A 23,061-nucleotide genomic window follows, 5' to 3' on the forward strand; every position below is an offset into this window, starting at 1 on the left:
CGATGACCGGGCCCGACCCCTCCTCCCTGATCCACGACCTCCTCGCCGGCTCCGCGCCGTTCGCGCTGATCGCGCGAGGCCCCGCCGCGGGTGAAGACGCCACCGTCGAGGTGCTCACCGGCGACGTCGTCGACGTGGACCTGCTCGCCGACATCCCCCTGATGGATGCCGCCGGCGTCGCCCGCGAGGTCCTCGCCCTCGTGCCGTACCGCCAGGTGCGCGAACGCGGCTTCGTCTGCCACGACGACGGCGCCCCGCTGCGATGCCTCGTCATCGGCGAGCGCGTCGTGCTCCCCCGCGCCGGGGTCATGGCATCCCTCCCCTCCGCCCCGATCGCCCTGGAGGGCGCGGGATTCGACATCGCCGACGAGGAATACGCCGACATCGTCCGGCGGGTGATCGCGGAGGAGATCGGCCGCGGAGAGGGCGCGAACTTCGTCATCCGCCGCGACTTCGTGGCCGGGGTCGACGCCGATCCGCGTGCCGCGGCGCTCACCTGGTTCCGGGCGCTGCTCGAGCACGAGAAGGGCGCGTACTGGACCTTCGCGATCGTGACCGACGGACACGTCGCCGTCGGCGCCAGCCCCGAGGCGCACGTGAGCGCCCGCAACGGCGTCGTCACGATGAACCCGATCTCGGGCACCTTCCGCCACCCCGCGGGCGGGGCGACCGCCGACACGCTCGCGGAGTTCCTGCGCTCGACCAAGGAGACCGAAGAGCTCTTCATGGTCGTCGACGAGGAGCTGAAGATGATGAGCGCCGTGTGCAGCGACGGCGGGCGCATCACGGGTCCCCATCTCAAAGAGATGTCGCGCCTCACGCACACCGAGTACATGCTGCGCGGGCGCAGCGACCTCGACCCGCGCGACATCCTGCGCGAGACGATGTTCGCGCCCACGGTCACCGGCTCCCCCATGCAGAACGCCTGCACCGTGATCGCCCGCCATGAGACGACCCCGCGCGGGTACTACTCCGGCGTCGCCGCACTGTTCACGCCCAACGGCAACGCCGAGGGCCCGACGCACGACCTCGACGCACCCATCCTGATCCGCACGGCGTACCTCGTCGACGGCCGCCTGCGCGTGCCCGTGGGCGCCACCCTCGTGCGCCACTCCGACCCGTACGGCGAGGTCGGCGAGACCCACGGCAAGGCCGCGGGCGTGCTCGGTGCGATCGGCGCGATCCCCCGCGACGTGCCGGTGCTCCCCGCCGACGCCGACCCCGACGCGCCCGTCGCCGAGCGACGGCCGCTCGCCGAGGATCCCGCGATCGCCGAGCTCCTGGCATCCCGCAACGACCGCCTCGCGCCGTTCTGGATGAACCCGCAGGACCCCGACGGATCGGGCCCGTTCGCGGGTCGCACGGCCCTGGTCGTGGATGCCGAGGACCGCTTCACCACGATGCTCGCGCACCAGCTGCGCCACCTCGGCCTCGACACCCGCATCGTGCACTGGGCCGATGTCTCCGACACCGACCTGGATGCCGCCGACCTGGTCGTGTCGGGACCGGGACCCGGCGACCCGCGTGACGACACTGCGCGCATGGAGGCCATGCGCCACGTCGTCGGGCGCCGGACCGCTCGGCGCGATCCTCTGCTCGCCGTGTGCCTGAGCCATCAGATCCTCGCCGACTCGCTCGGCATCGAGCTCATGCCGCTCGATCGCCCCCATCAGGGCCTGCAGAAGAGCGTCGACGTGTTCGGCGAGGACGCCTCGATCGGGTTCTACAACACCTTCACCGCGCGCGTGAACCCGGGAAACCGCCGGGGCCTCAGCGTCGCCCGGGGCGACGTCGTCACCCACGTCGACCTCGAGGTCGCCGCCGACCCCGAGACCGGCGATGTCTACGCCCTGCGCGGCCCCGGCTTCGCGAGCGTGCAGGGGCACCTGGAGTCGATCCTCTCTCGCGACGGAATGCGCACGCTGGAGCGGCTCATCGCGCACGCGCTCTGACGCCGGCCCGCCGCCCTTCCGGGTGGGGGCGCCCGTCGAGACACCGTACCCGCGCGGGGGCCCCGACCCTTCGACAGGCTCAGGGTCCTCTGTCGAGGTGGCGGAGAGCGTCGGCGGCGGTGCACCCGGCGGGGGCCCGGACCCTTCGACAGGCTCAGGGTCCTCCCGGTCCAGGTTGCTGGAGCCGCCGAGCCCTGCGCTACAGCAGCTGCACCGGGTTGAACACGTCGGCGAGGAAGAGCACGCCCCCCATGCCCACCAGCAGGACGACCACGACGAAGGTCACGGGCACGAGCTTCGTGGCATCCACCGGGCGGGCGACCTTGCCGCGCAGTCGCGCGATCCAGCGCTTGAGACCGTCCCAGAGCGCCACCACGACGTGGCCGCCGTCGAGGGGCAGGAGCGGGATGAGGTTGAAGACGAACAGCGCGATGTTCAGGGCGGCGAGCAGACCGATGATCGACTGCACGCGCGCGGCGATCGGTGCGTCGACCGCGGCGTACTCCCCCGCGAGGCGTCCGGCGCCGACGACGCTGAGGGGGCCGTTCGGGTCGCGCGGCTGACCGGTGACGAGGTCGACCGCCGTGTCGTACACGCGGACCGGCAGCTGCGTCATGATCTGCGCGACCGCACCCACCTGCTGGATGGTCGCCTCGGGCCCGGCCCAGATCGGCTGGGGGACGAGCGCCGACTGCGGGCTGAGTCCCGCGAAGCCGACGCTCTGGAACTCGGGCTGGCCGGCGTCATCGAGCACGGGACGCCCGTCGGCGCCGGTGACCGCGCGGTCGGTCTGCACGGGGGTGATCGTGAGGGTCTGCTCGGCGCCGTCACGCTGGATCACCACGGGCAGGGCCTGGCCCGGCGAGCGCTGGATGATGGCCGCGGCCTCGTCGAAGGTCGACACGGCGGTGCCGTCGATCGAGACGATGGTGTCGCCCGGCAGCAGACCTGCGGCGGCCGCGGGGGCAACGGGGTCGCTCGCCTCGCACGCCGAGCGATCGGCGCTCGCCGGGATCACGCACTGCGACACGGAGGCGACCGTGGTCGTCCCCTGCGCGACGCCGATCCCGCTCACGGCGACGGCCGACAGAACGAACGCCAGCAGCAGGTTCATGATCGGGCCGCCGAGCATGACGATGATGCGCTTGTAGACGGGCAGTTTGTAGAACACGCGGTCGTCGGCGGCGATGAGCGTCTCGGCGTTGGCGTCGCGGGCGTCCTGCACCATGGTGGCGAAGAACCGCGAGCGCTTGGTGCCGGCCTCCGCGTCGTCGGGGGCGGGCGGATACATGCCCGCCATGGAGATGAATCCGCCGAGCGGGAGCAGCTTGAAGCCGTACTCCGTCTCGCCGATCCGCTTGGACCACAGGGTGGGTCCGAAGCCGATCATGTACTGCCCGACGCGCACGCCGAAGAGCTTGGCGGGCAGCAGGTGCCCGATCTCGTGCAGCGCGATCGAGATCGCGAGACCGATCACGAGCACGAGCACGCCGATGAGGAAGGCGATCGCGGTCACCCGGCGACGATACCGCCGACAGCCTTTGAACGGCCCGTGCGGCCGCGATGCGGTGTCTGTGCGACCCCGGATGCGACAATGGATCCGATGCCCAGCGACGCCCCCTCGAATCTGCCCCCCGTCCTCCGCCCGGAGCGCCCGCCCCGCCGCGACCTCGCGGAACTGGCCCGCCGATGGGGTGTGCGCACGGTCGGCGACGTCGACGGGACCGTCGTGACCGGCATCACGCTGGCCACCGCCGACCTGCGAGCCGGTGAGGCGTTCGTCGCCATCCGCGGAGTGAACCGGCACGGCGCCGAGTTCGCCGCCACGGCCGCCGAACGAGGTGCGGTCGCCGTCATCACCGACGAAGCGGGCGCCGACATCGCGGCATCCACGGGTCTTCCGATCGTGGTCGTCGACGATCCCCGCGCGCTGCTGGGCGACCTGTCGGCCTGGGTGTACGGCACCGGACCCGACGACGACCTGCCCCGCCTGCTCGCGACCACCGGCACCAACGGCAAGACGAGCGTGTCGCACCTGCTCGAGGGCATCCTCGGGCAGCTCGGCGTCGTCACCGGACTGTCGTCGACGGCCGAACGCCACATCGCGGGCGAGGTCATCGTCTCGCGCCTCACGACGCCCGAGGCGAGCGAGTTCCACGCCCTCCTCGCGCTCATGCGCGAGCGCGGCGTCGAAGCCGTGGCCGTGGAGGTGAGCGCCCAGGCGCTCACCAGGCACCGCGTCGACGGGCTCGTCTTCGACGTCGCCGGCTTCACCAACCTCACCCACGATCACCTCGACGACTACGCCGATATGCGCGAGTACTTCGAGGCCAAGCTCCCGCTGTTCCGTCCCGACCGCGCCCGTCGCGGCGTGGTCTGCCTCGACTCCCCCGCGGGCGCCGAGATCGCCGCGCGCGCGGAGATCCCGGTCGTGACCATCGCCACGCCCGCGATCGCGCACGATGCCGCGGCCGCGGCATCCGCCGACTGGACCGTCGACATCGTCGACGAGCGCCAGGAGGGCACCGAGTTCACGCTGTCGGACGGCAAGGGACGCTCCCTCACCACCGTCGTGCCCGTGATCGGACGCCACATGGCCGCGAACGCGGGACTCGCGATCGTCATGCTGCTCGAGACCGGCTACACGTGGGAGCACCTGTTCAGCACCCTCGACGGCGAGCGCATCGACGCCTCGCTCCCGGGCCGCACGCAGCTCGTGTCGGGCTCGCGGGGCCCCGCCGTGTACGTCGACTTCGGGCACTCCCCCGACGCGTTCGAGAAGACGCTCGCGGCCGTTCGGCGCGTCACGCCCGGCAAGGTCGTCATGCTCTTCGGCGCCGACGGCGACCGCGACGCCACCAAGCGCCACGACATGGGACGCACGGCGGTCGAGGGCAGCGACATCCTCGTCGTCACCGACCACCACCCGCGTCATGAGGATCCGGATGCCATCCGCGCGGTGCTCGTCGAGGGTGCGCGTCGCGCCCGACCCGACGCCGAGATCCACGAGTTCACCCCTCCCGAGCGAGCGATCCTCGAGGCCGTGCGGCTCGTCGGCGAGGGCGACGCGATCCTGTGGGCCGGACCCGGACACCAGGACTACCGCGACATCCGCGGCGTCCGCACGCCGTACTCCGCCCGTGAGCTGTCGCGGCGCGCGTTGCGGGCGGCGGGCTGGGACGTCCCCGACCCGCAGTGGCCCGTCCCCTACCCGGCCGACAGCACGCCGTCGTCCGATCCCGAGCGCCCGGTCGACTTCCCGGCCTGACCCGGCGTCGCGGCCCCGGTCTCAGCGATCACCGCGGGCGTGCCTGCGCTCCGCCAGGTGACTGAGCCCGTCGAAGCCACCGGGACGCCCGCGCATCCGGTCCCTTCGACAAGCTCAGGGACCTGCGTATGGGCATCCGGGACCTGCGAGTCGGCATCCGGGAGCAGCGAGCCGGCGTCCGGGATCGCCCGAGGGGCTCAGCGACCTCCGGACGACTCGCGAACCACCGCTCGTCCCGGCGCGCTGGCGCCCGAGACGACCACCGTCACCGTGCCGCGATGATCTCGTCGGCGGTGCGGCGTGCCCAGGCCTCGGCCTCGGCGAGCGACTCGCGGGTGAGGGCGGCGGGCGGCTCGTGCCGATCGACCACCCGCTCGATCAGCTCGACGATGCCGAGGAAACCCAGGCGCCCCTCGTGGAAGGCGTCGACGGCCTGCTCGTTGGCGGCATTGAACACCGCGGGGAACGTCGCTCCCGCGCGCCCGACGCGCTTGGCGAGCGCCACCGAGCCGAAGGCCTCCTCGTCGAGGGGCTCGAACGTCCACTGCGACGCGGTAGTCCAGTCCAGCGGCGCGCCCACTCCGCCCACGCGGTGCGGCCAATCGAGGCCGAGCGAGATCGGCAGGCGCATGTCGGGCGGCGATGCCTGGGCGATCGTGGAGCCGTCGACGAACTCCACCATCGAGTGCACGATCGACTGCGGGTGCACGGTCACCGCGATGCGGTCGTAGGCGACGTCGAAGAGCAGGTGCGCCTCGATCACCTCGAGGCCCTTGTTGACGAGGGTGGCCGAGTTCGTGGTCACCACGCGTCCCATGTCCCACGTGGGGTGCGCGAGCGCCTCGGCGGGTGTCACGCCGATGAGGTCCGCGCGCGAGCGCCCGCGGAACGGCCCCCCGGATGCCGTGAGCACGAGCCGGCGCACCTCGCTCGCAGCTCCCGCGCGCAGTGCCTGGGCGATGGCCGAGTGCTCCGAGTCGACCGGCACGATCTGTCCCGGGGCGGCGAGCGCGGTGACGAGTTCCCCACCGACGATCAGCGACTCCTTGTTCGCCAGTGCGAGAGTACGGCCCTCCTCCAGTGCGGCGAGCGTGGGCCCGAGGCCGACCGATCCCGTGATGCCGTTGAGCACGACATCGGCGTCGACGTCACGGACGAGCTGCTCGGCTTCGACGGCGCCGAGGGCGATGTGCTCGACGCCGAAGGCCTCCGCCTGCGCCTCGACGCCGGCGCGGTCGGTTCCCGCGGCGAGACCGACGACCTCGAAGCGGTCGCTGTTGGCGCGGATGACGTCGAGCGCCTGCGTGCCGATCGAACCGGTGGAACCGAGGATGAGAACGCGGCGCATCCCGTCAGCCTACTGAGCCCCGGCCGCCGCGGGCCACGCCGCACGGGCGGGCCCGCGACGCGTCGGACGGGTTACTGGGCCGCGGGCGCGTGCTGCACGCCGAGGATGTCGACGACGAACACGAGCGTCGAGTTCGCCGGGATCGAGCCCTGAGCCTGGTCCCCGTAGCCGTCGGCGGGCGGGATGACGGCGACGACCTGCGAACCGACCGTCTGACCCTCGAGCGCCTTCTTGAATCCCGGGACGACGGCGGTGGTCGCGAACTGCGTCGGCGCCCCCTTGTCCCAGCTCGAGTCGAAGACGGTCCCGCCGTCGTAGAGCACGCCGGTGTACTGCACGATCACGGTGTCGCCGGGGTTGACCACGTCGCCCGAGCCCTGGCGCAGGTTCTCCACGCGGGTCTCGGTCGGGGCGGGGGTGCTCGGCACGGTGATCGTGGGCGCACCGTTGTCGGCGAAGGTCACGGTGGGCATGCCGTCGGCCGGGGCGACCTCCGTGCCGTCGGCGCGCGTCGGCAGCTCCGCGATCGCGTCGGCCACGAGCACGTAGGCGGGCGAGCCCTCACCCAGGATGCCGGCGGGGAAGGTCGACACGGTGCGCGAGCCGACGGGCACGCACGACACGGCCGCGCCGAAGATCTGCTGGGAGTTGACGATCATGTCCATCCCGGAGGGGTCGGACGACAGCGAGTCCAGTACGACGTCTCCGGTGCTGGCGTCGATCACCGTGTAGTTGGCCTTGACGATGTCGCCGGCCTGGATCTCGTCGCCACTGCCCTCGATGAGGGTGCTGCGCTGAATGTCGCCGGGCGCGAAGCCGTCGGGGCGCGTCACGGTGACGGGGCCCTGGAAGTCGCCCGACACCTCGAGGCCGGCGGGGACGTCGCCGGTGAACGGCGTCTGGCAGGCTCCGGCATCCGGGGTCGCCGTGGCGTCGGGCGTCTGCGCGTCGGTGGACGAGCCGGAGCAGCCGGCCAGCAGCAGCACCGCGACGGCGGCGGCGGACAGGGAAGCGATCGGGCGGAAGCGCACGGGAGACCTCTCGGAGAAGACGGGAAGCCCCCATCCTCGCGCATCCGGCTTTGGTGCGGCTGGGAGAGCGCGGCGCGCGAGCCGTACGGGAGGCGCGCCGCCCCATGCACGCCCGGGCATGCGGCGGCTAGTAGCCTCGACGGGTGAGTTCCGACCTGCCCGCCGAGACCCCCGCCGCCGCTCCGCCGCAGCAGATGGGCGCGGCCTATGGACTCGGACGATTCCTCATCGCCCCCCTTGCCCGCGCCGTCTACCGTCCGCGTATCGAGGGGCGGGAGAACGTCCCGCGCACCGGTCCGGTCATCTTCGCGAGCAACCACCTGTCGTTCATCGACTCCATCGCCATCCCGGTCGCCGCGCCCCGCCCCGTGCACTTCATGGCGAAATCGGCGTACTTCGAGAAGTGGGCCTCCCGGCAGTTCTTCACCGCCATCGGCGCGATCGCCGTCGAGCGCGGCGCGGGCCAGAAGGCGCTCGACGCGCTCGACCAGCAGCGGGTGCTCCTGGAAGACGGTCGCGCCGTCGCGCTCTACCCCGAGGGCACGCGCTCCCTCGACGGCCGGCTCTACAAGGGCCGCACCGGAGTGGCGTTCCTCGCGCTGCAGACCGGCGCCCCGGTGGTTCCGGTGGGGCTCATCGGCACCGACAAGGCGATGCCGGTGGGCGCGAAGTTCCCCAGCACGAGCGAGCGCATCACGGTGCGTTTCGGCGAGCCCCTCGACCTCTCCCCGCACGGACCGGCCACCTCGGGGCGCGCCCGTCGCGGAGCCACCGACGAGATCATGGCCGCGATCCACGCCCTGAGCGGCCAGGAACTCGCGAACGCCTACAACGAGGCCCCCGCGCAGAACCCGATCGAGCGCATCAAGCAGGTCCTTCCGCACGAACGCCTCTGAGGCACCGCCTCGCACCCGCCCCCTCGCACTCTTGACGTGGCGTCGCCCGACGAGCATGGTCGTGGGAGACGGCCCGAACCGTCGAAGCCACAACGAGGAGGCATCGTGAAGAAGTTCGTCAACGACCCGGCCGATGTGCTGGCCGAGGCCCTGCGCGGTATCCAGGCGGCTCACCCCGATCTCCGCGTGGATGCCGAGAACCGCGTCATCCTGAGAGCGGAACCGACCCGCGCGGGCAAGGTGGCCCTGGTCTCCGGCGGGGGCTCCGGTCACGAGCCGATGCACGGTGGCTTCGTCGGCCGCGGCATGCTCGACGCGGCCGCGGCGGGCGAGGTCTTCACCTCCCCCACGCCCGATCAGGTGCTCGCCGCCACGCAGGCGGCCGACTCCGGCGCGGGCGTGCTGCACATCGTGAAGAACTACACCGGCGACGTGCTCAACTTCGAGATGGCCGCCGAACTCGCCGCCGCCGAGGGCGTGCAGGTGGAGTCCGTCGTCGTCGCCGACGACGTCGCCGTCCAGGACTCGACGTGGACCGCCGGCCGCCGGGGAACCGGAACCACCGTCATCCTCGAGAAGATCGTCGGCGCCCTGGCCGAGGAGGGGGCCGATCTCTCCGCCGTCGCCGAGCTCGCGCGCCGCGTCTCCGCCGCCGGACGCTCGATGGGCGTGGCGCTCACCAGCTGCACCGTTCCCGCGGCCGGTCGACCCACCTTCGATCTCCCCGACGACGAGATGGAGGTCGGTGTCGGCATCCACGGCGAACCCGGCCGCTCGCGCGTGAAGCTGGCATCCGCTCACGAGATCGCGAAGCTCATGGTCGACCCGATCGTGCACGACTTCGGCGACGCGGTGGGTCCCGCGATCGTCCTGCTGTCGGGCCTCGGAGGCACGCCGCTCATCGAGCAGTACCTGCTCTACGGCGAGATCGCGCCGCTGCTGGCCGACGCGGGCGTCGACGTGCAGCGCGTGCTCATCGGCGACTACATCACGAGCCTCGACATGGCCGGTGCCTCGCTCACGGTCGTCAAGGCCGACGACGAGATGCTGCGCCTGTGGGACGCGCCCGTCGTCACCCCCGGCCTGCGGTGGGGCGCATGAGCGGCGCCTCCGTCACGACAGAAGACCTCGTCGCGTGGATCCACGCGTTCCGTGACGCGGTCCAGCAGCACAAAGACGAGTTGACGCGCCTCGACTCCGAGATCGGCGACGCCGATCACGGCTCGAACATGGCGCGCGGTCTCGAGGCGGTCGTGGCCAAGCTCGACCCCGCGCCGAGCAGTCCGACCGACCTGTTCAAGACGGTGGGAATGACGCTCGTCTCCACTGTCGGCGGGGCCAGCGGCCCGCTCTACGGCACCCTCTTCCTGCGCATGGGCCCCGCCCTCGCCGATGCGGACCCCGTGGATGCCGCGGCCCTCGGCGTCGCGCTCCGGGCCGGCGTCGAGGGCGTCATCGCCCGCGGCAAGGCCGAGGTCGGTGACAAGACCATGATCGACGCCCTCTCCCCCGCCCTCGAGGCGTGGGATTCCGCGGCCGAGGGGGGCGCGACGCCAGCCGACGCCGCGCGTGCCGCAGCAGAGGCCGCCGCGCGCGGCCGCGACGCGACGGAGCCCCTCGTCGCGCGGAAGGGGCGTGCGAGCTACCTCGGCGAACGCAGCGCCGGACACCTCGACCCGGGAGCGGCCTCGGCGACGCTCCTGCTCGAAGCCCTGCGCGACGCCCTGGCGGCCGACGCGTGATCGGCATCGTCGCGGTCTCGCACAGTCGCGCCCTGGCGGAGGCGGCCATGGAGCTCGCCCTGCAGATGGGCGGGGCCGAGCCCCCGGTCGTACGCGTGGCCGCGGGCGGTCCCGACGGCGACCTCGGGACGGATGCCGTCGCCATCGCCGCCGCGATCGACGAGGCCGACTCGGGCGAGGGCGTGCTCGTGCTGATGGACCTGGGCTCGGCCCTCCTCAGCGCCGAGACGGCTCTCGAGTTCGTCTCGGGTCCCGAGCGCGTGCGGCTCAGCCCGGCACCCTTCGTCGAGGGACTGGTCGCCGCGGTGGTCACGGCCGCCGGCGGGGCGGATCTCGACGCGGTGGCCGCGGAGGTGCGCGGAGCGGGCGAGGCGAAGCGGCGTCAGCTCGGCGACGACGACGCGCCGGCATCCGTCGGGCCCACGGAGGACGCGGCGCCGTCAGGGGATGCCGCGTCCGCCGACGAGAGGTCGTTCGAGGCGCGGATCGTCAATCCCTCGGGACTGCACGCCCGCCCCGCGGCGACCTTCGTCAAGGCGGCATCGCGGTACGACGCCGACGTGCGCATCGTCGACCTCGACGCCGGCGGCGACGAGGTCTCGGGGCGCAGCCTGCTGGCCCTCATGGCGCTGGGCGTGCGGCAGGGGGCTCGGGTACGCGTGAGCGCGTCCGGTCCGCAGGCGCAGCAGGCGCTCGACGAGCTCCGCACGCTCATCGACGACGGGTTCGGCGAGCGCTGAGGTCGGGCGACCGCCGCACCCCGGGCGGCGAGCGCGATCAGCGCGTGACGCTGAGCAGGCGTCGCGCGAGGGCCTCCTCGACGACGAGCTCGGTGACCAGCCCCGCCGCCAGCGCGCCGCGCAGCCCGTCGAGCTTCGACAGGCTCGACACGACGCAGAACCGCCGCGGGATGCGACGGACCGTGTCGAGGTCGGGTCCGCTGGAGCGCGCGTTGAGCTCGGGGATGTCGCTCGAGCCGTCGGCGCGGTAGAACACCGTCGCGCAGTCGCCGACGACTCCCTCGCGTTCGATGACGGACCGGTCGCGCTCGTCGAAGTAGTCGCCGCTGTAGACGTGCGAGGGCACGTCGGCGTGCGGCGAGCCGAGGCCGAAGACGAATAGTCCCACGCGCTGCTGGATCTCCAGCACCGAGCGCACGGAACGCTCCCGCCACATCGCCTGCTTCGTGCGCGGATCGTCGAACAGCGCGGGCACCGGGAATTGGTGCACCGACGACGACCACGCCGCCCCGAACTTCGACAGGATCTCCCCGGCATACGGGATGCCGGAGGTGCGGACGTTCGCGGCACCGTTCATCTGCACGATGTGGGTGTCGTGCACGTCCTTCAGCGGCACGTGACGCGCCATGGCCGAGAGGGTGGATCCCCACGCGACGCCGACGGTCATCGACGACTCGACCCGTTCGGCGAGGATCCGCGCCGCCGTCAGGGCGGTCCGCTCCAGGCGCTCGGCCTCGGAGGTGCGCGCCGGCGTGGGCACGATGTGCGCCGTGATGCCGAAGCGGTCCGCGATGCGCTGCGCCATCTGCCCGCGCGCGTCGTCGGGCGGGCTGATCGAGATCGTCACCAGTCCCACGTCGCGCGCGTGCTGCAGCAGGCGCGACACCGAGGAGCGCGAGACGCGCATCTCGTGCGCGATGGCGTCCATGGTGAGGTCCTGCATGTAGTAGAGCTGCGCGGCGCGAAGCGCGTCGCGGGAGCGCTCCTCCGCCTGTGTCGTCACCGTCCGGCCACCTTCATGGATACCATTCTGCACGTTTGTTCAAGGGGCTTGCAACAACGTGCAGACGGGCGCATCCTGATCGTCGTACCAACAACGAAAGGTCGCAGTCGACATGTCGTCCCCTACTTCTTCGCTCCGCGCCGACGTCCAGGCGCTCCGTGACGCCGAGGACCTCGACGTCCTGATCATCGGCGGGGGCATCAACGGCCTCGCCACTCTGCGCGACCTGGCCCTCCAGGGTGTCAGCGTCGCCCTCGTCGAGCGCGGCGACTTCGTGTCCGGCGCCTCCTCGGCTTCCAGCCACATGGTGCACGGCGGCATCCGCTACCTCGAGAACGGCGAGTTCCGTCTCGTGAAGGAGGCGGTCACCGAGCGCAACGACCTGCTCAAGACGGCCCCCCACTACGTCAAGCCGCTCGAGACCACCATCCCGATCTACAAGACGTTCTCCGGCATCCTGTCCGCCCCGTTCCGCCTGCTGGTGACGCACGGTCGCGGAAAGCCCAACGAGCGCGGCGCCCTGCTGATCAAGGTCGGCCTCATCATGTACGACACCTTCTCCCGCGACGGCGGCAGCGTCCCCCGTCACAAGTTCCTGGGCAAGAAGAAGTCGCTCGCGGAGCTGCCGAAGCTCAACAACGACCTCGCCTACACCGCGACGTACTTCGACGCGTCGATGCACGACCCCGAGCGCATCGCGCTCGACGTGCTGCGCGACGGCATCGAGGCCGGCGGCGGGCGCACCCAGGCGGTCAACTACGTCTCGGCGGTCGGCGCCGACGCCAACGGCGTGCGCGTGCGCGACGAGGTCTCCGGCGAGGAGTTCAGCGTCAAGGCCAAGGTCATCCTGAACACCGCCGGTCCCTGGACCGACCTGGCGAACGAGGCCATGGGTCTCAAGACCCAGTTCATGGGCGGCACCAAGGGCTCGCACATCGTGCTCGACAACCCCGAGCTGCTGGCCGCGACCGGTGGGCGCGAGATCTTCTTCGAGCACTCCGACGGCCGCATCGTCCTCATCTACCCGCTCAAGGACCGCGTCCTGGTCGGCACCACCGACATCGACGCCGACCCCTCGAAGCCGGTCGTGTGCACCGACGACGAAATCGCGTACTTCTTCGACCTCATCGGCCACGTCTTCCCCACCGTCGGCGTCGACCGCTCGCAGATCGTCTACACGTTCTCGGGCATCCGGCCGCTCCCCCGCCACGACGACACCGCTCCCGGCTTCGTCTCGCGCGACTACCGCATCGTCGAAGACGAGATCGCCGGCGTCCCCGCGATGAGCCTCGTCGGCGGCAAGTGGACCACCTTCCGCGCGCTCGCCGAGCACCTCAGCATGAAGACGCTGCAGAAGCTGCGCCGCCCCCACCGCGTCAGCACGCAGGGACTGTCGATCGGCGGCGGAGCGGGCTTCCCCGCGACGCCCGAACAGCGTCGGCGCTGGGTCTCCGCGCGCACGAATGCTCACCCCGCCGAGCTCGTGGATGCCATGCTCGAGCGCTACGGCACGCGTGCCGACGCGGTCCTCGCCGCGCTGCCGAGCGAGCCGACCCCGGTGCCCGACGCCGAGGGCTACTACCGCGAAGAGCTGGAGTTCATCGCGCAGAACGAGCAGGTCGTGCACCTCATCGACGTGCTGCTGCGCCGCACGCACCTCGCCTTCGTCGGCGGCATGACCGAGCGGACGCTCCGCGAGGTCGCCGAGGCCGTCGCCGGTCCTCTGGGCTGGGATGCCGAGCGCGTCGACGACGAGATCGCCCGTACCACCGAGATCCTGCGCTCCGCGCACCGGGTCGACCTGGCGCAGGCCGGAGTCGCGCGAATCTGAGAGAACGTGCGGGCGTGCCGTCTGTCGCACGCCCGCACCTCGCGCATAGGTTCGGAACACCGAGCCGCATCACCACCCGAGCCGAAGGTGTCCGGGTGACAGAAGAAAGGTCGATGACGACATGCAAGAAGTGAACCTGGGGCTGTACTTCCTCTCGGAGGTGGTCGGCACCGCGATGCTCATCCTGCTGGGCTGTGGCGTGGTCGCCAACGTGGCCCTGGCCAAGACCAAGGGCAACGCCGGTGGCTTCCTGATGGTGAACTGGGGGTGGGGCCTCGCCGTGTTCGCCGGTGTGATCGTCTCCGCCTACTCCGGTGCGCAGCTGAACCCCGCCGTCTCGATCGGTCTGCTCGTCGCGGGCAAGATCGGTTTCGTCCAGTTCCTCGTGGCCGTGGCCGCCCAGCTCGTCGGTGCCATCATCGGTGCGGTGCTCGCGTGGGCGTCGTACAAGCAGCACTTCGACGACGAGCCCGACCCCGCCAACAAGCTGGGCGTGTTCTCGACCGGCCCCGCGATCCGCTCCTACGGCTTCAACTTCCTCACCGAGGTCATCGCGACCTTCGTGCTGGTCTTCGTCATCTTCGGCTTCAGCGATTACGGCGTGGCCGACATCGGCGTCCCCGGTGGCATCGGCGGTCTCGCCGCGGTCCCGGTGGCCCTGCTCGTGGTCGGTATCGGCGCCTCGCTCGGTGGTCCCACCGGCTACGCGATCAACCCGGCCCGTGACCTCGGCCCCCGCATCGCCCACGCCATCCTGCCCATCAAGGGCAAGGGCTCCAGCGACTGGGGCTATGCGTGGGTCCCGGTCGCCGGCCCGCTCGTCGGTGGTCTGCTCGCGGGCCTGCTGGCCCCCGTGCTCCTCAGCCTCGGCAACTGAGCCCGTCGCGGGGGCGTCCTCCGACGCCCCCGCCTCCTCTTCCCTCTTCACCCGTTCACCGAACAAGACATTCACCGAACCAGACAAAGGAGTCCTCCATGGCCGACTACGTCCTCGCCATCGACCAGGGCACGACCTCGACGCGCGCGATGATCTTCGACAAGTCCGGGAGCGTCGTCTCCGTCGGACAGAAGGAGCACGAGCAGATCTTCCCCCGCGCGGGGTGGGTCGAGCACGACCCGCTCGAGATCTGGCGCAACACCCAGGAGGTGATCGGCCTGGCCCTCAGCCGCGCCGACATCACCCGCCACGACATCGCCGCCGTCGGCATCACCAACCAGCGCGAGACCGCGGTGGTTTGGGACAAGAACACGGGCAAGCCCGTCTACAACGCGATCGTGTGGCAGGACACCCGCACGCAGTCGATCGTCGACCGCCTCGCCGACGGTGACCCCGAGCGCTACAAGAGCATCGTGGGCCTGCCGCTGGCGACCTACTTCTCGGGCACGAAGATCGTCTGGATCCTCGAGAACGTCGACGGAGCCCGCGAGAAGGCCGACGCCGGCGACCTCATCTTCGGCACGACCGACACCTGGGTGCTGTGGAACCTGACCGGCGGCATCGACGGCGGCGTGCACGCGACCGACGTCACCAACGCCAGCCGCACGCTGTTCATGGACCTCGAGACCCTCGAGTGGCGCGACGACATCCTCTCCGACTTCGGCGTGCCGCGCTCGATGATGCCCGAGATCCGCTCCTCGTCCGAGGTCTACGGCGCCGTCGAGTCGTCGTCGCTGCTGCGCGAGACCCCGATCGCCGGCATCCTGGGCGACCAGCAGGCCGCGACCTTCGGCCAGGCCGCCTTCGACCCGGGCGAGAGCAAGAACACCTACGGCACCGGCAACTTCCTCATCTTCCAGACGGGCGAGGAGATCGTCCGCTCGAAGAACGGTCTGCTCACCACGCTCGGGTACAAGCTCGGCGACCAGCCCGCGCACTACGCGCTCGAGGGATCGATCGCCGTGACCGGCTCGCTCATCCAGTGGCTGCGCGACCAGCTCGGCATCATCTCCTCGGCCCCCGAGGTCGAGGCCCTGGCCCGCACGGTCGACGACAACGGCGGGGTGTACTTCGTCCCCGCGTTCTCGGGTCTGTTCGCGCCGTACTGGCGTCCCGACGCCCGCGGTGCGATCGTCGGCATGACGCGCTTCGTCAACAAGGGCCACATCGCCCGCGCGGCGCTGGAGGCCACGGCCTTCCAGACCCGCGAGGTGCTTGAGGCCGTCAACGCCGACTCCGGCGTCGACCTGACCGAGCTCAAGGTCGACGGCGGCATGACCGCCAACGACGAGCTCATGCAGTTCCAGGCCGACATCCTGGGCGTCCCGGTCGTCCGCCCGGTCGTCGCCGAGACGACCGCGCTCGGCGCCGCGTACGCCGCGGGCCTGGCGGTCGGATTCTGGGACAACCTCGACGACCTGCGCGCCAACTGGCAGGAAGACAAGCGCTGGGAGCCCGACATGGACTCCGACGAGCGCGAGCGCGAACTGCGCCTGTGGAAGAAGGCCGTCACCAAGTCGATGGACTGGATCGACGACGACGTGCGCTGATCCTACGCCTCACGAACGGAACCCCGTCGGCCCCGCGCCGGCGGGGTTCCGTCATCCCCGCCCGCACCCCGCAGCACCCCGAGCCCACACCCCGCCGCCCCCGAGCGCACACCCGCAGATCCCCGAACGCACACCCCGCAGGTCCCCGAGCCCACACCCCGCAGGTCCCCGAGCCCACAGCCCGCAGGTCCCTGAGCTTGTCGAAGGGACCGGTCCCCCTCACGCCGGCCGGGCCACCGGCATCCGGATGCCGAGCGCTCAGCGCCGGGGCTTGGGATACGCCGCGCGCATCGCGTCGGACTGCAGGTAGTCCGACACCCCGATGAGCAGCAGGGCGAAGAGGATCTGCTCCGTGACCACCCAGAACGGGTACAGCCCGGGGATAGCCGCGAGGACGAGGGCCACCACGGGGAAGATGCGGCTGAACAGCTGCAGGCGCCGGAAGGCCCAGTACCACCCCGCGTGAGCACGCCACAGGAAGTAGAAGAGGGTCGTGGTGATGCCCAGCACGACCAGACACCGCATCCACACCGCGAATCCGACGTCCTGGCCGGTCGCGCTCATCCACAGGGCGACGACGACCGTCGCGACCCCGAGCACGAATCCGACGGCGAGCAGCACCGTCATCGCGCGGAACGCCCGCCGGACTTTCGGATCGTCGGAGGCCGCGACACGGTGATCGGCCTGGCGACCTCCCGCGATCCGGTCGAGTCGGCGCAGGGCGGGTTCGAGCTGCATGCGCTCACTGTACGACGAGACGCCGGGCCCCCGTCCGCGTCGCCGCTCAGCCGACGGTGACCACCGGTTCGTGCCGCACGGGGAAATTGACCGAGTTGGCGATGAAGCACCACTCGCGCGCCTGTCGATGGGCGGCGGTGGCGGCTTCGATCATCGCCTCCTCGGCGACCGTCACGCGCGGTCGCAGCACCACCTCGGTGAACGCGCCCCCGCTGTTGCCGTCCTCCTTCATCGTCCCCGCGGCGTCGTCCTCGTACGAGGTGACGACCACCCCGGTCGTGACGCACGCGTGCAGGTACGACAGCAGGTGGCATTCGCTGAGCGCGGCCAGCAGCAGCTCCTCGGGGTTCCACTTCGCCGGGTCGCCTCGGAAGGGGGTGTCGGCGGATGCCGCGATCGCGGGCTTGCCGTCGACCTCGACGGTGACGGACCGGTCGTAATCGCGGTAACCGCTCGTGCCGGTTCCCCGGTCTCCGGTCCAGGTCGAGCGCAGGCGGTAGTGGTGCTCTCCGTACATGCCCCCAGTCTGCCCCGTCCCTACGCGTGAGTCGCCGAAATCCGTCGCTTCGGGAGCTCCGTGAGCGACGAATCCTGGCGACTCGCACGGGCCGCCCGCCCGGGGCGGGGCGAGGGTGGCGGGATACGATGAAGGGATGCCCACCACGCCTCCCGCCTCCGTCGAACTCGCCGTCGTCGACCGCAACGGCTTCGTCGAATCACGCCACGTCGGCGTCGCCGTCGTCCTCGCTCCCGACGGCACCGAGAAGCTCACCCTGGGCGACGCGTCGGCGGCGTTCCTCCCCCGCTCGAGCATGAAGCCCCTGCAGGCCCTCGCGTGCCTGTCAGCCGGAGCGGACCTCGCGGGCGAGCGCCTCGCGATCTCCATGGCGAGCCACTGCGGCACCGACCGTCACGCCGAGCTGGCACGCGACATCCTGCAGTCCGCCGGGCTCACCGAAGACGACCTGGGCTGCCCCGCCGCCTGGCCCACCGACACCGCGTCACGCGACGAGCTCGTGCGCGATCACGGTGCCCCCTCCCCGCTGCGCATGAACTGCTCGGGCAAGCACGCGGCGATGCTGCTCACGTGCGTGGCCAACGGCTGGTCGACGGCCGACTACCTCGACCCGCAGCACCCCCTGCAGGTGCACATCCGCGAGGTGCTCGAGCGTCTCGTCGGCGAGCGCATGACGACGACGGCGATCGACGGCTGCGGCGCCCCCGTCTACGCGATGAGCCTGGTCGGTCTCGCGCGGGCCATCCAGCGCATCGCCACCTCGTCGGAGCGTTCGCCCTTCGCCCTCCACCGCAGCGCGGGTGCTCTCGTCCGTGCCGTCAAGGAGCACCCGTGGACCATCGACGGCCCCGGCCGTCCCGACACGATCGTGATCGAACGCCTCGGCGTCTTCTCGAAGATGGGCGCCGAGGGCGTTCAGGTCATGACGGCACCCGACGGCACGACCGTGGCCCTGAAAATGCTCGACGGCTCCAACCGCGCAGGGTGGGCGGTCGCCCTGCGCCTGCTCGAGCGTGCCGGGGCCCTCACCGCCGAGGCCGTCGACGACACGCTCGCCCTGCTGCCCCTCACGGTGTCGGGTGGCGGAGCCGTCGTCGGCTCGATCCGCGCCGTGGTTTGACCGTCGGCGCACCCGACGTCCTCGGCGCGATCCTCGCCTGCGCGGGCCTCGCGTTGCCCGTACGACCGGGTGCCGTGCCTCAGATGCCGCCGTCGACCGACCGCGGGTAGGCGATCGGCTCGTCGGGCACGAGCACCTCGGTCTCGCGGTTCAGGCTCTCGCCGCGGAAGAACGGCTTCGAGCCCGGGAACGCGAACCACACCACCATGAGCACCACGCCGACGGCGAGGGCTCCGATGCCCACGACGAACGTGCCGCCGACGCCCAGCAGCACCGTGTAGCCGTACTCGGGGTCGTACATGTCGATGGCCGACTGGACGAAGGCGTACGTCAGCATGAGCGCCCCGAGTAGCGGCAGGATGCCGCGGTATACGAGGTTCTTCCCCGACGAGAACAGCTCACGGCGGTAGTACCAGACGCAGGCGTACCCCGTCATGGCGTAGTAGAACGCGATCGCCAGACCCAGCGACAGGATCGAGTCCTGCAGGATGTTGTCGCTGATGAGCGTCATCCCCACGTAGTAGACGCTCGCGACGATCCCCATCACCAGTGTCGAGAACGACGGCGTCTTGTAGCGGGGGTGCACGGAGCGGAACCGCGCCGGCAGTGCCTTGTAGGCCGCCATCGCGAGCGTGCCGCGGGCGGTGGGCAGGATGGTCGTCTGCGTCGACGACACCGCCGAGATGAGCACGGCGACGATGAGCACCCACCCGAACGGCCCGAACAGGCCGTCCTTCAACGCCAGGAAGACGTCATCCGCGTTCTCGGGGTTGGCCAGGCCCGCGCCGTCCTCCCCCACTCCGGCGTACATCATCGCGGCGACGGTCACCGTCACGTAGGTGCCGAGCAGGATGACGGTGGTCAGCAGCGCGGCGCGACCGGGGATGCGCTTGGGGTCCTTCGTCTCCTCGTTGAGCGCGAGGCAGGTGTCCCAGCCCCAGTAGATGAACAGCGCCAGCAGCACCGCCTCGGTGAATCCGCTCCAGTCGGTGAAGCCGAGCGGGTTGAACCACGCGAAATCGAAGGGGGTGGGGTTCGGCGCCGTGCCGTCGAAGAACTTCCACAGGGCGAGCACCACGAACAGCACGAGCACGAGGTACTGCACGCCCAACAGAATGTTCTGGATCCGCTCGCCGATCTCGACGCCCCGGTAGCTGATGTAGGTCATCGCGGCGATGAAGGCGACACCCGTCGCGGTCACGAGCGGCACGTTCTCGGCGAGCGAGCCGTCGCCGATGAGCGACCACAGGTAGATGCCGGCGATCTGCGAGAGGTTGGCGAGCACGACCATGCCGGCCACGGCCACGCCCCAGCCGCCCATCCACCCGATCCACGGGCCGAAGGCCTTGGTCCCCCACGTGAAGGTGGTTCCGCAGTCCGGGATCTCGTTGTTCAGCTCGCGGTACGCGAAGGCGATGAACAGCATCGGCACGAACGCGATGACGAAAGCGATGGGCGCTTGCGCGCCGACCGCCAGGACGACGAAACCGAGGGTGGCGACGAGGGAATAGACGGGGGCGGTGGATGCCAGACCGATGACGGTCGAGCCCCACAGGCCCAGCGTTCCAGAGGCGAGGCCCTTACCGGCCGTCCGTTCGGGTGCGGAGGTCATATGCCGAACGTAGAATCCGCGTCAGCCGCGGTCAAGAGGAGATTCTCAGGCGATGCGGCGCGCGACGTCGAGCACGACGATGGTGACGTTGTCGCGCCCACCGTTCTCGAGCGCCGCCGCCATCATCGCGTCCACCGCCGCAGCGGGGTCGGGATTCGCGGCCAGGAAGTGCCGGATGCCGAAATCGGTGAGTTCTTTCGTCAGCCCGTCGGAGCACACGACGAACCGGTCGCCGTCGAGCACGTCGAGGCGCAGGTAGTCGGGCTTGACACTGTCGCTGGGTCCGACGGCGCGCGTGATGACGTTTCCGTACGGGTGGTTCTCCGCCTCTTCGGGGCTGAGGCGCCCCGCGGCGATGAGCTCCTGGACCACGGAGTGATCGGTCGTCACCTGCACGATCTCCTCGTCGCGCAGCAGATACACGCGGGAGTCCCCGATGTTGAGGGTGACCCAGTGCGGCTCCTCGGTGTGCGTCTCGAGGTAGAGCCCGGTGAGGGTGGTTCCCGTGCCCTCGTCGGTCGTCTCGGGGTGCGCGATGATGTCCTTCACCGCGCGCGACAGGGCCTTCTCGATGTTCTTCGTCGACACGGAGCCCGAGTCGACGACGGTGCGCAGACGGTCGACGGTGCTCGCGCTGGCGATCTCGCCGCCGAGGTGACCGCCCATGCCGTCGGCGACGACGAAGAGGGGGTATTCGGCGAGGAACGCGTCTTGATTGACCTCGCGGCGGCGTCCCGTGTCGGTGCTCGCCGCCCACCGCAGATCGAGGGATCCGTCGCCGAGCGGGACGGTACGCGTGTGGGTGGTCACCTCGGGCACGAACGATCCTCCGGTTGGCCGACAGCTGCGCCGGCGGAACCGCGCGGCCCTGTCATCCTAGTCGACACGCGCATGCCGTCCGCGGACGCGCCGCAGCGACGGCACGGATGCGCCGCGTTCATCCCGCCGCCGGGTCGGCCGGCAACCCCAGGATGCCGTCGATCTCGGCGAGATCGTCGGCACTCGGCGACCACGCCGTGGCAGCGGCGGCGTTCGATCGCACCTGGGCCGCGCTCGTGGCTCCGGCGATCACGCTGGAGACGAGCGGGTTCGCCAGGAACCATCCGAAGGTGGCCTCGAGCATCGAGATGCCGCGCTCGTCGCAGAAGCCCTGGTATCGCTCGAGGGCGTCCCACGGCGCATCGCGCCAGAGGTGCGGGCGCTGGCGCATGATGCGGCTGTCGTCGGGGCCGCCCTCGCGCGTGAACTTCCCGGTGAGCAGGCCGTTGTGCAGGGGGAAGAAGGGGAGGAAGCCGAGGCCGAAGCGTTCGGCGGCCGGCAGGACCTCCCGCTCCGCGGCGCGCGCGAGGAGGCTGTACTGGTTCTGCGCCGACACGAACCGTACGCCGGAGGCCGCGGCATCCGCTTCGGCGATCTGCCACCCCGAGAAGTTCGAGTGCCCGATGTAGCGGACCTTGCCCTCGCGGACGAGGTCCGCGAGCGCATCGAGCGTCTCGTCGATGGGGGTCTCGGCGTCGGGCGTGTGCAGCTGGTACAGGTCGATCCAGTCGGTGCGCAGACGTCGGAGCGACTCCTCGACCGCCCGCCGGATGTGGGCTCGCGAGCCCTTCGCGCCCCCGACCACGGCCGGGGCGAAGTCGGAATGACCGAACTTGGTCGCGAGCACGACCCGTTCCCGGCGGCCCTCGAGGGCTTCACCCATGAGCGTTTCCGACATCCCGAAGGAGCGGCCGTAGATGTCGGCCGTGTCGAGGAACGTCACCCCCGCGTCGAGGGCGGCGTCGAGGACCTGTCGCGTTCCCTCGAGCGTCTCGGTCGGCGTGCCCGCGCGACCGAAGTTGTTGCACCCGAGACCGACGGCGGACACCCGCAGTCCCGAGCGGCCGACGGGACGAAGGGGCAGATCTGTGGGGGTCATACTCCCACGCTATCCCCGCGACGCAAGAGGGGCTCCCCGCTCGAAGCGGAGAGCCCCTCGACGATCCCGTCGGAGATCAGACCTGCGGACCGGCCGGGGGCGCCGGCGGCGGCGGCGTGCTGCCCGAAGCGGGCGGCGTCTGCGGCGGGGTGTACCCGGGAGCCGCCGGCGGGGCGTAACCCTGCGCGGGCGGGGCGACGGGAGCACCGTATCCGCCGCCGTTCTGGCCCTGCACGTTCTGCGCGGGCTGCGCGGGGATGCCGTTCCAGAACGTCTTGTCGGCGAGGAACGACGAGCCCCACGGCGACGGCGAGGCGGCTGCGGGGTTCCAGCGGTTGCTGCTGAAGCCCAGGATGCCGAGGAAGATCCACTGACCGAGGGGGCCGAGGATGAACAGCAGCAGGATGGGCCAGTCGCGTCCGAACTTGGCGGCCACGCGGTACGAGATCATGATCAGCGCGACGACGATCGCGATACCGGCGAGGAAGTTCAGGATCGGAATGGCCGAGGCCACGGCGAGACCGAGCAGAACCCACGGCGAGAAGTCGCCCAGCTTGGCGTAGACGAGGTAGTTGTAGACCGGGACCCACGCGCGCCACTTGCCCTGCACGCCGGCCTTTTCGAAGACCTTCATCAGCAGGAAGGAGCTGATGAGGTATCCGGCGATGGCGAACAGGAAGATGAAGAGGTAGGCGACGGCCAGGAACGCCGCCTCGCCGGCACTGGTCGTCCCGTAGTCGGAGTAAGCGAGATTGATGATGTTCACGTCGATCCTCTCGAGCGGCTCACGCGATCACGCGAACCGGCGGGTGTCTCCCGCGGGAGTCATGGTAGCGAACCTGAGTGTTCGCTGACATC

General features: G+C 70.9%; 20 protein-coding genes. 10 read left to right on the plus strand and 10 right to left on the minus strand.

Annotated features, from left to right (window positions below; translation table 11 throughout):
• Positions 1-2 precede the first annotated feature (2 nt).
• Complete coding sequence (locus tag RWH44_RS00785) at positions 3-1,952, plus strand: anthranilate synthase family protein (protein WP_316003112.1); 1,950 nt, start codon at positions 3-5, stop codon at positions 1,950-1,952.
• Positions 1,953-2,151: 199 nt separating this feature from the next.
• Here RWH44_RS00785 and RWH44_RS00790 read toward each other — a convergent pair whose 3' ends face one another.
• Positions 2,152-3,468 carry a M50 family metallopeptidase gene (locus RWH44_RS00790; protein ID WP_316003113.1) on the minus strand — a complete coding sequence of 439 codons (1,317 nt, stop codon included), beginning with the start codon at positions 3,466-3,468 and terminating at the stop codon, positions 2,152-2,154.
• An 87-nt stretch (positions 3,469-3,555) separates the two neighbouring features.
• Between RWH44_RS00790 and RWH44_RS00795 the strand changes: the two genes are divergently transcribed.
• A complete protein-coding gene (locus tag RWH44_RS00795) occupies positions 3,556-5,220 on the plus strand; it encodes a Mur ligase family protein (RefSeq protein ID WP_316003114.1) in 1,665 nt (554 codons plus the stop codon).
• A gap of 265 nt (positions 5,221-5,485) precedes the next feature.
• Here the strand turns inward: RWH44_RS00795 and dxr are convergent, their stop codons facing one another.
• Both dxr and RWH44_RS00805 read right to left on the minus strand, forming a co-directional pair.
• Positions 5,486-6,568: a 1-deoxy-D-xylulose-5-phosphate reductoisomerase gene (gene dxr, locus RWH44_RS00800; protein ID WP_316003115.1), complete on the minus strand. Its 1,083-nt coding sequence runs from the start codon at positions 6,566-6,568 to the stop codon at positions 5,486-5,488.
• 71 nt (positions 6,569-6,639) lie between these two features.
• Positions 6,640-7,599, minus strand: a complete 960-nt coding sequence (locus RWH44_RS00805) for an FKBP-type peptidyl-prolyl cis-trans isomerase (RefSeq protein WP_316003116.1) — start codon at positions 7,597-7,599, stop codon at positions 6,640-6,642.
• A gap of 194 nt (positions 7,600-7,793) precedes the next feature.
• On the opposite strand from RWH44_RS00805, the gene RWH44_RS00810 reads away from it, so the two are divergent.
• The 4 genes from RWH44_RS00810 (at position 7,794) to dhaM (ending at position 10,977) form a co-directional block, all read left to right on the plus strand.
• Complete coding sequence (locus tag RWH44_RS00810; RefSeq protein ID WP_298875762.1) at positions 7,794-8,495, plus strand: lysophospholipid acyltransferase family protein; 702 nt, start codon at positions 7,794-7,796, stop codon at positions 8,493-8,495.
• Between the two features lie 105 nt (positions 8,496-8,600).
• On the plus strand, positions 8,601-9,596 hold the full coding sequence (gene dhaK, locus RWH44_RS00815) for a dihydroxyacetone kinase subunit DhaK (RefSeq protein ID WP_316003117.1): 996 nt from the start codon (positions 8,601-8,603) through the stop codon (positions 9,594-9,596).
• Positions 9,593-10,237 carry a dihydroxyacetone kinase subunit DhaL gene (dhaL, locus tag RWH44_RS00820; RefSeq protein WP_316003118.1) on the plus strand — a complete coding sequence of 215 codons (645 nt, stop codon included), beginning with the start codon at positions 9,593-9,595 and terminating at the stop codon, positions 10,235-10,237. The genes dhaK and dhaL overlap by 4 nt, the downstream gene beginning before the upstream one ends.
• On the plus strand, positions 10,234-10,977 hold the full coding sequence (dhaM, locus tag RWH44_RS00825) for a dihydroxyacetone kinase phosphoryl donor subunit DhaM (RefSeq protein WP_316003119.1): 744 nt from the start codon (positions 10,234-10,236) through the stop codon (positions 10,975-10,977). The genes dhaL and dhaM overlap by 4 nt, the downstream gene beginning before the upstream one ends.
• A gap of 37 nt (positions 10,978-11,014) precedes the next feature.
• Here dhaM and RWH44_RS00830 read toward each other — a convergent pair whose 3' ends face one another.
• Entirely contained in the window at positions 11,015-11,980 is a 966-nt protein-coding gene (locus tag RWH44_RS00830) for a sugar-binding transcriptional regulator (RefSeq protein WP_298874964.1), read from the minus strand.
• A 112-nt stretch (positions 11,981-12,092) separates the two neighbouring features.
• Between RWH44_RS00830 and RWH44_RS00835 the strand changes: the two genes are divergently transcribed.
• The 3 genes from RWH44_RS00835 to glpK all read left to right on the plus strand — a co-directional run bounded on the left by RWH44_RS00835 (position 12,093) and on the right by glpK (position 16,298).
• Positions 12,093-13,811 (plus strand): glycerol-3-phosphate dehydrogenase/oxidase, encoded by a 1,719-nt coding sequence (locus RWH44_RS00835; protein ID WP_298874962.1) that lies wholly within the window; start codon positions 12,093-12,095, stop codon positions 13,809-13,811.
• Between the two features lie 121 nt (positions 13,812-13,932).
• On the plus strand, positions 13,933-14,688 hold the full coding sequence (locus RWH44_RS00840) for an MIP/aquaporin family protein (RefSeq protein WP_298874959.1): 756 nt from the start codon (positions 13,933-13,935) through the stop codon (positions 14,686-14,688).
• A gap of 98 nt (positions 14,689-14,786) precedes the next feature.
• Positions 14,787-16,298, plus strand: coding sequence for a glycerol kinase GlpK (glpK, locus tag RWH44_RS00845; RefSeq protein WP_298874957.1), 1,512 nt, complete (start codon positions 14,787-14,789; stop codon positions 16,296-16,298).
• A 258-nt stretch (positions 16,299-16,556) separates the two neighbouring features.
• Here glpK and RWH44_RS00850 read toward each other — a convergent pair whose 3' ends face one another.
• A complete protein-coding gene (locus tag RWH44_RS00850; protein WP_316003120.1) occupies positions 16,557-17,036 on the minus strand; it encodes a hypothetical protein in 480 nt (159 codons plus the stop codon).
• Positions 17,037-17,082: 46 nt separating this feature from the next.
• Positions 17,083-17,553: an OsmC family protein gene (locus RWH44_RS00855; RefSeq protein WP_316003121.1), complete on the minus strand. Its 471-nt coding sequence runs from the start codon at positions 17,551-17,553 to the stop codon at positions 17,083-17,085.
• A gap of 136 nt (positions 17,554-17,689) precedes the next feature.
• On the opposite strand from RWH44_RS00855, the gene RWH44_RS00860 reads away from it, so the two are divergent.
• A complete protein-coding gene (locus tag RWH44_RS00860; protein WP_316003122.1) occupies positions 17,690-18,673 on the plus strand; it encodes an asparaginase in 984 nt (327 codons plus the stop codon).
• 79 nt (positions 18,674-18,752) lie between these two features.
• Here the strand turns inward: RWH44_RS00860 and RWH44_RS00865 are convergent, their stop codons facing one another.
• The 4 genes from RWH44_RS00865 to RWH44_RS00880 form a co-directional block, all read right to left on the minus strand.
• On the minus strand, positions 18,753-20,285 hold the full coding sequence (locus RWH44_RS00865; protein ID WP_316003123.1) for an APC family permease: 1,533 nt from the start codon (positions 20,283-20,285) through the stop codon (positions 18,753-18,755).
• Positions 20,286-20,330: 45 nt separating this feature from the next.
• Positions 20,331-21,104, minus strand: a complete 774-nt coding sequence (locus RWH44_RS00870) for a PP2C family protein-serine/threonine phosphatase (RefSeq protein WP_316003124.1) — start codon at positions 21,102-21,104, stop codon at positions 20,331-20,333.
• 118 nt (positions 21,105-21,222) lie between these two features.
• Positions 21,223-22,203, minus strand: a complete 981-nt coding sequence (locus tag RWH44_RS00875; protein ID WP_316003125.1) for an aldo/keto reductase — start codon at positions 22,201-22,203, stop codon at positions 21,223-21,225.
• Positions 22,204-22,279: 76 nt separating this feature from the next.
• Entirely contained in the window at positions 22,280-22,969 is a 690-nt protein-coding gene (locus tag RWH44_RS00880; protein WP_316003126.1) for a DUF5684 domain-containing protein, read from the minus strand.
• Positions 22,970-23,061 lie beyond the last annotated feature (92 nt).

The sequence above is a fragment of the Microbacterium phycohabitans genome (genome assembly GCF_032464935.1).
Taxonomy (GTDB): Bacteria; Actinomycetota; Actinomycetes; order Actinomycetales; family Microbacteriaceae; genus Microbacterium; species Microbacterium phycohabitans.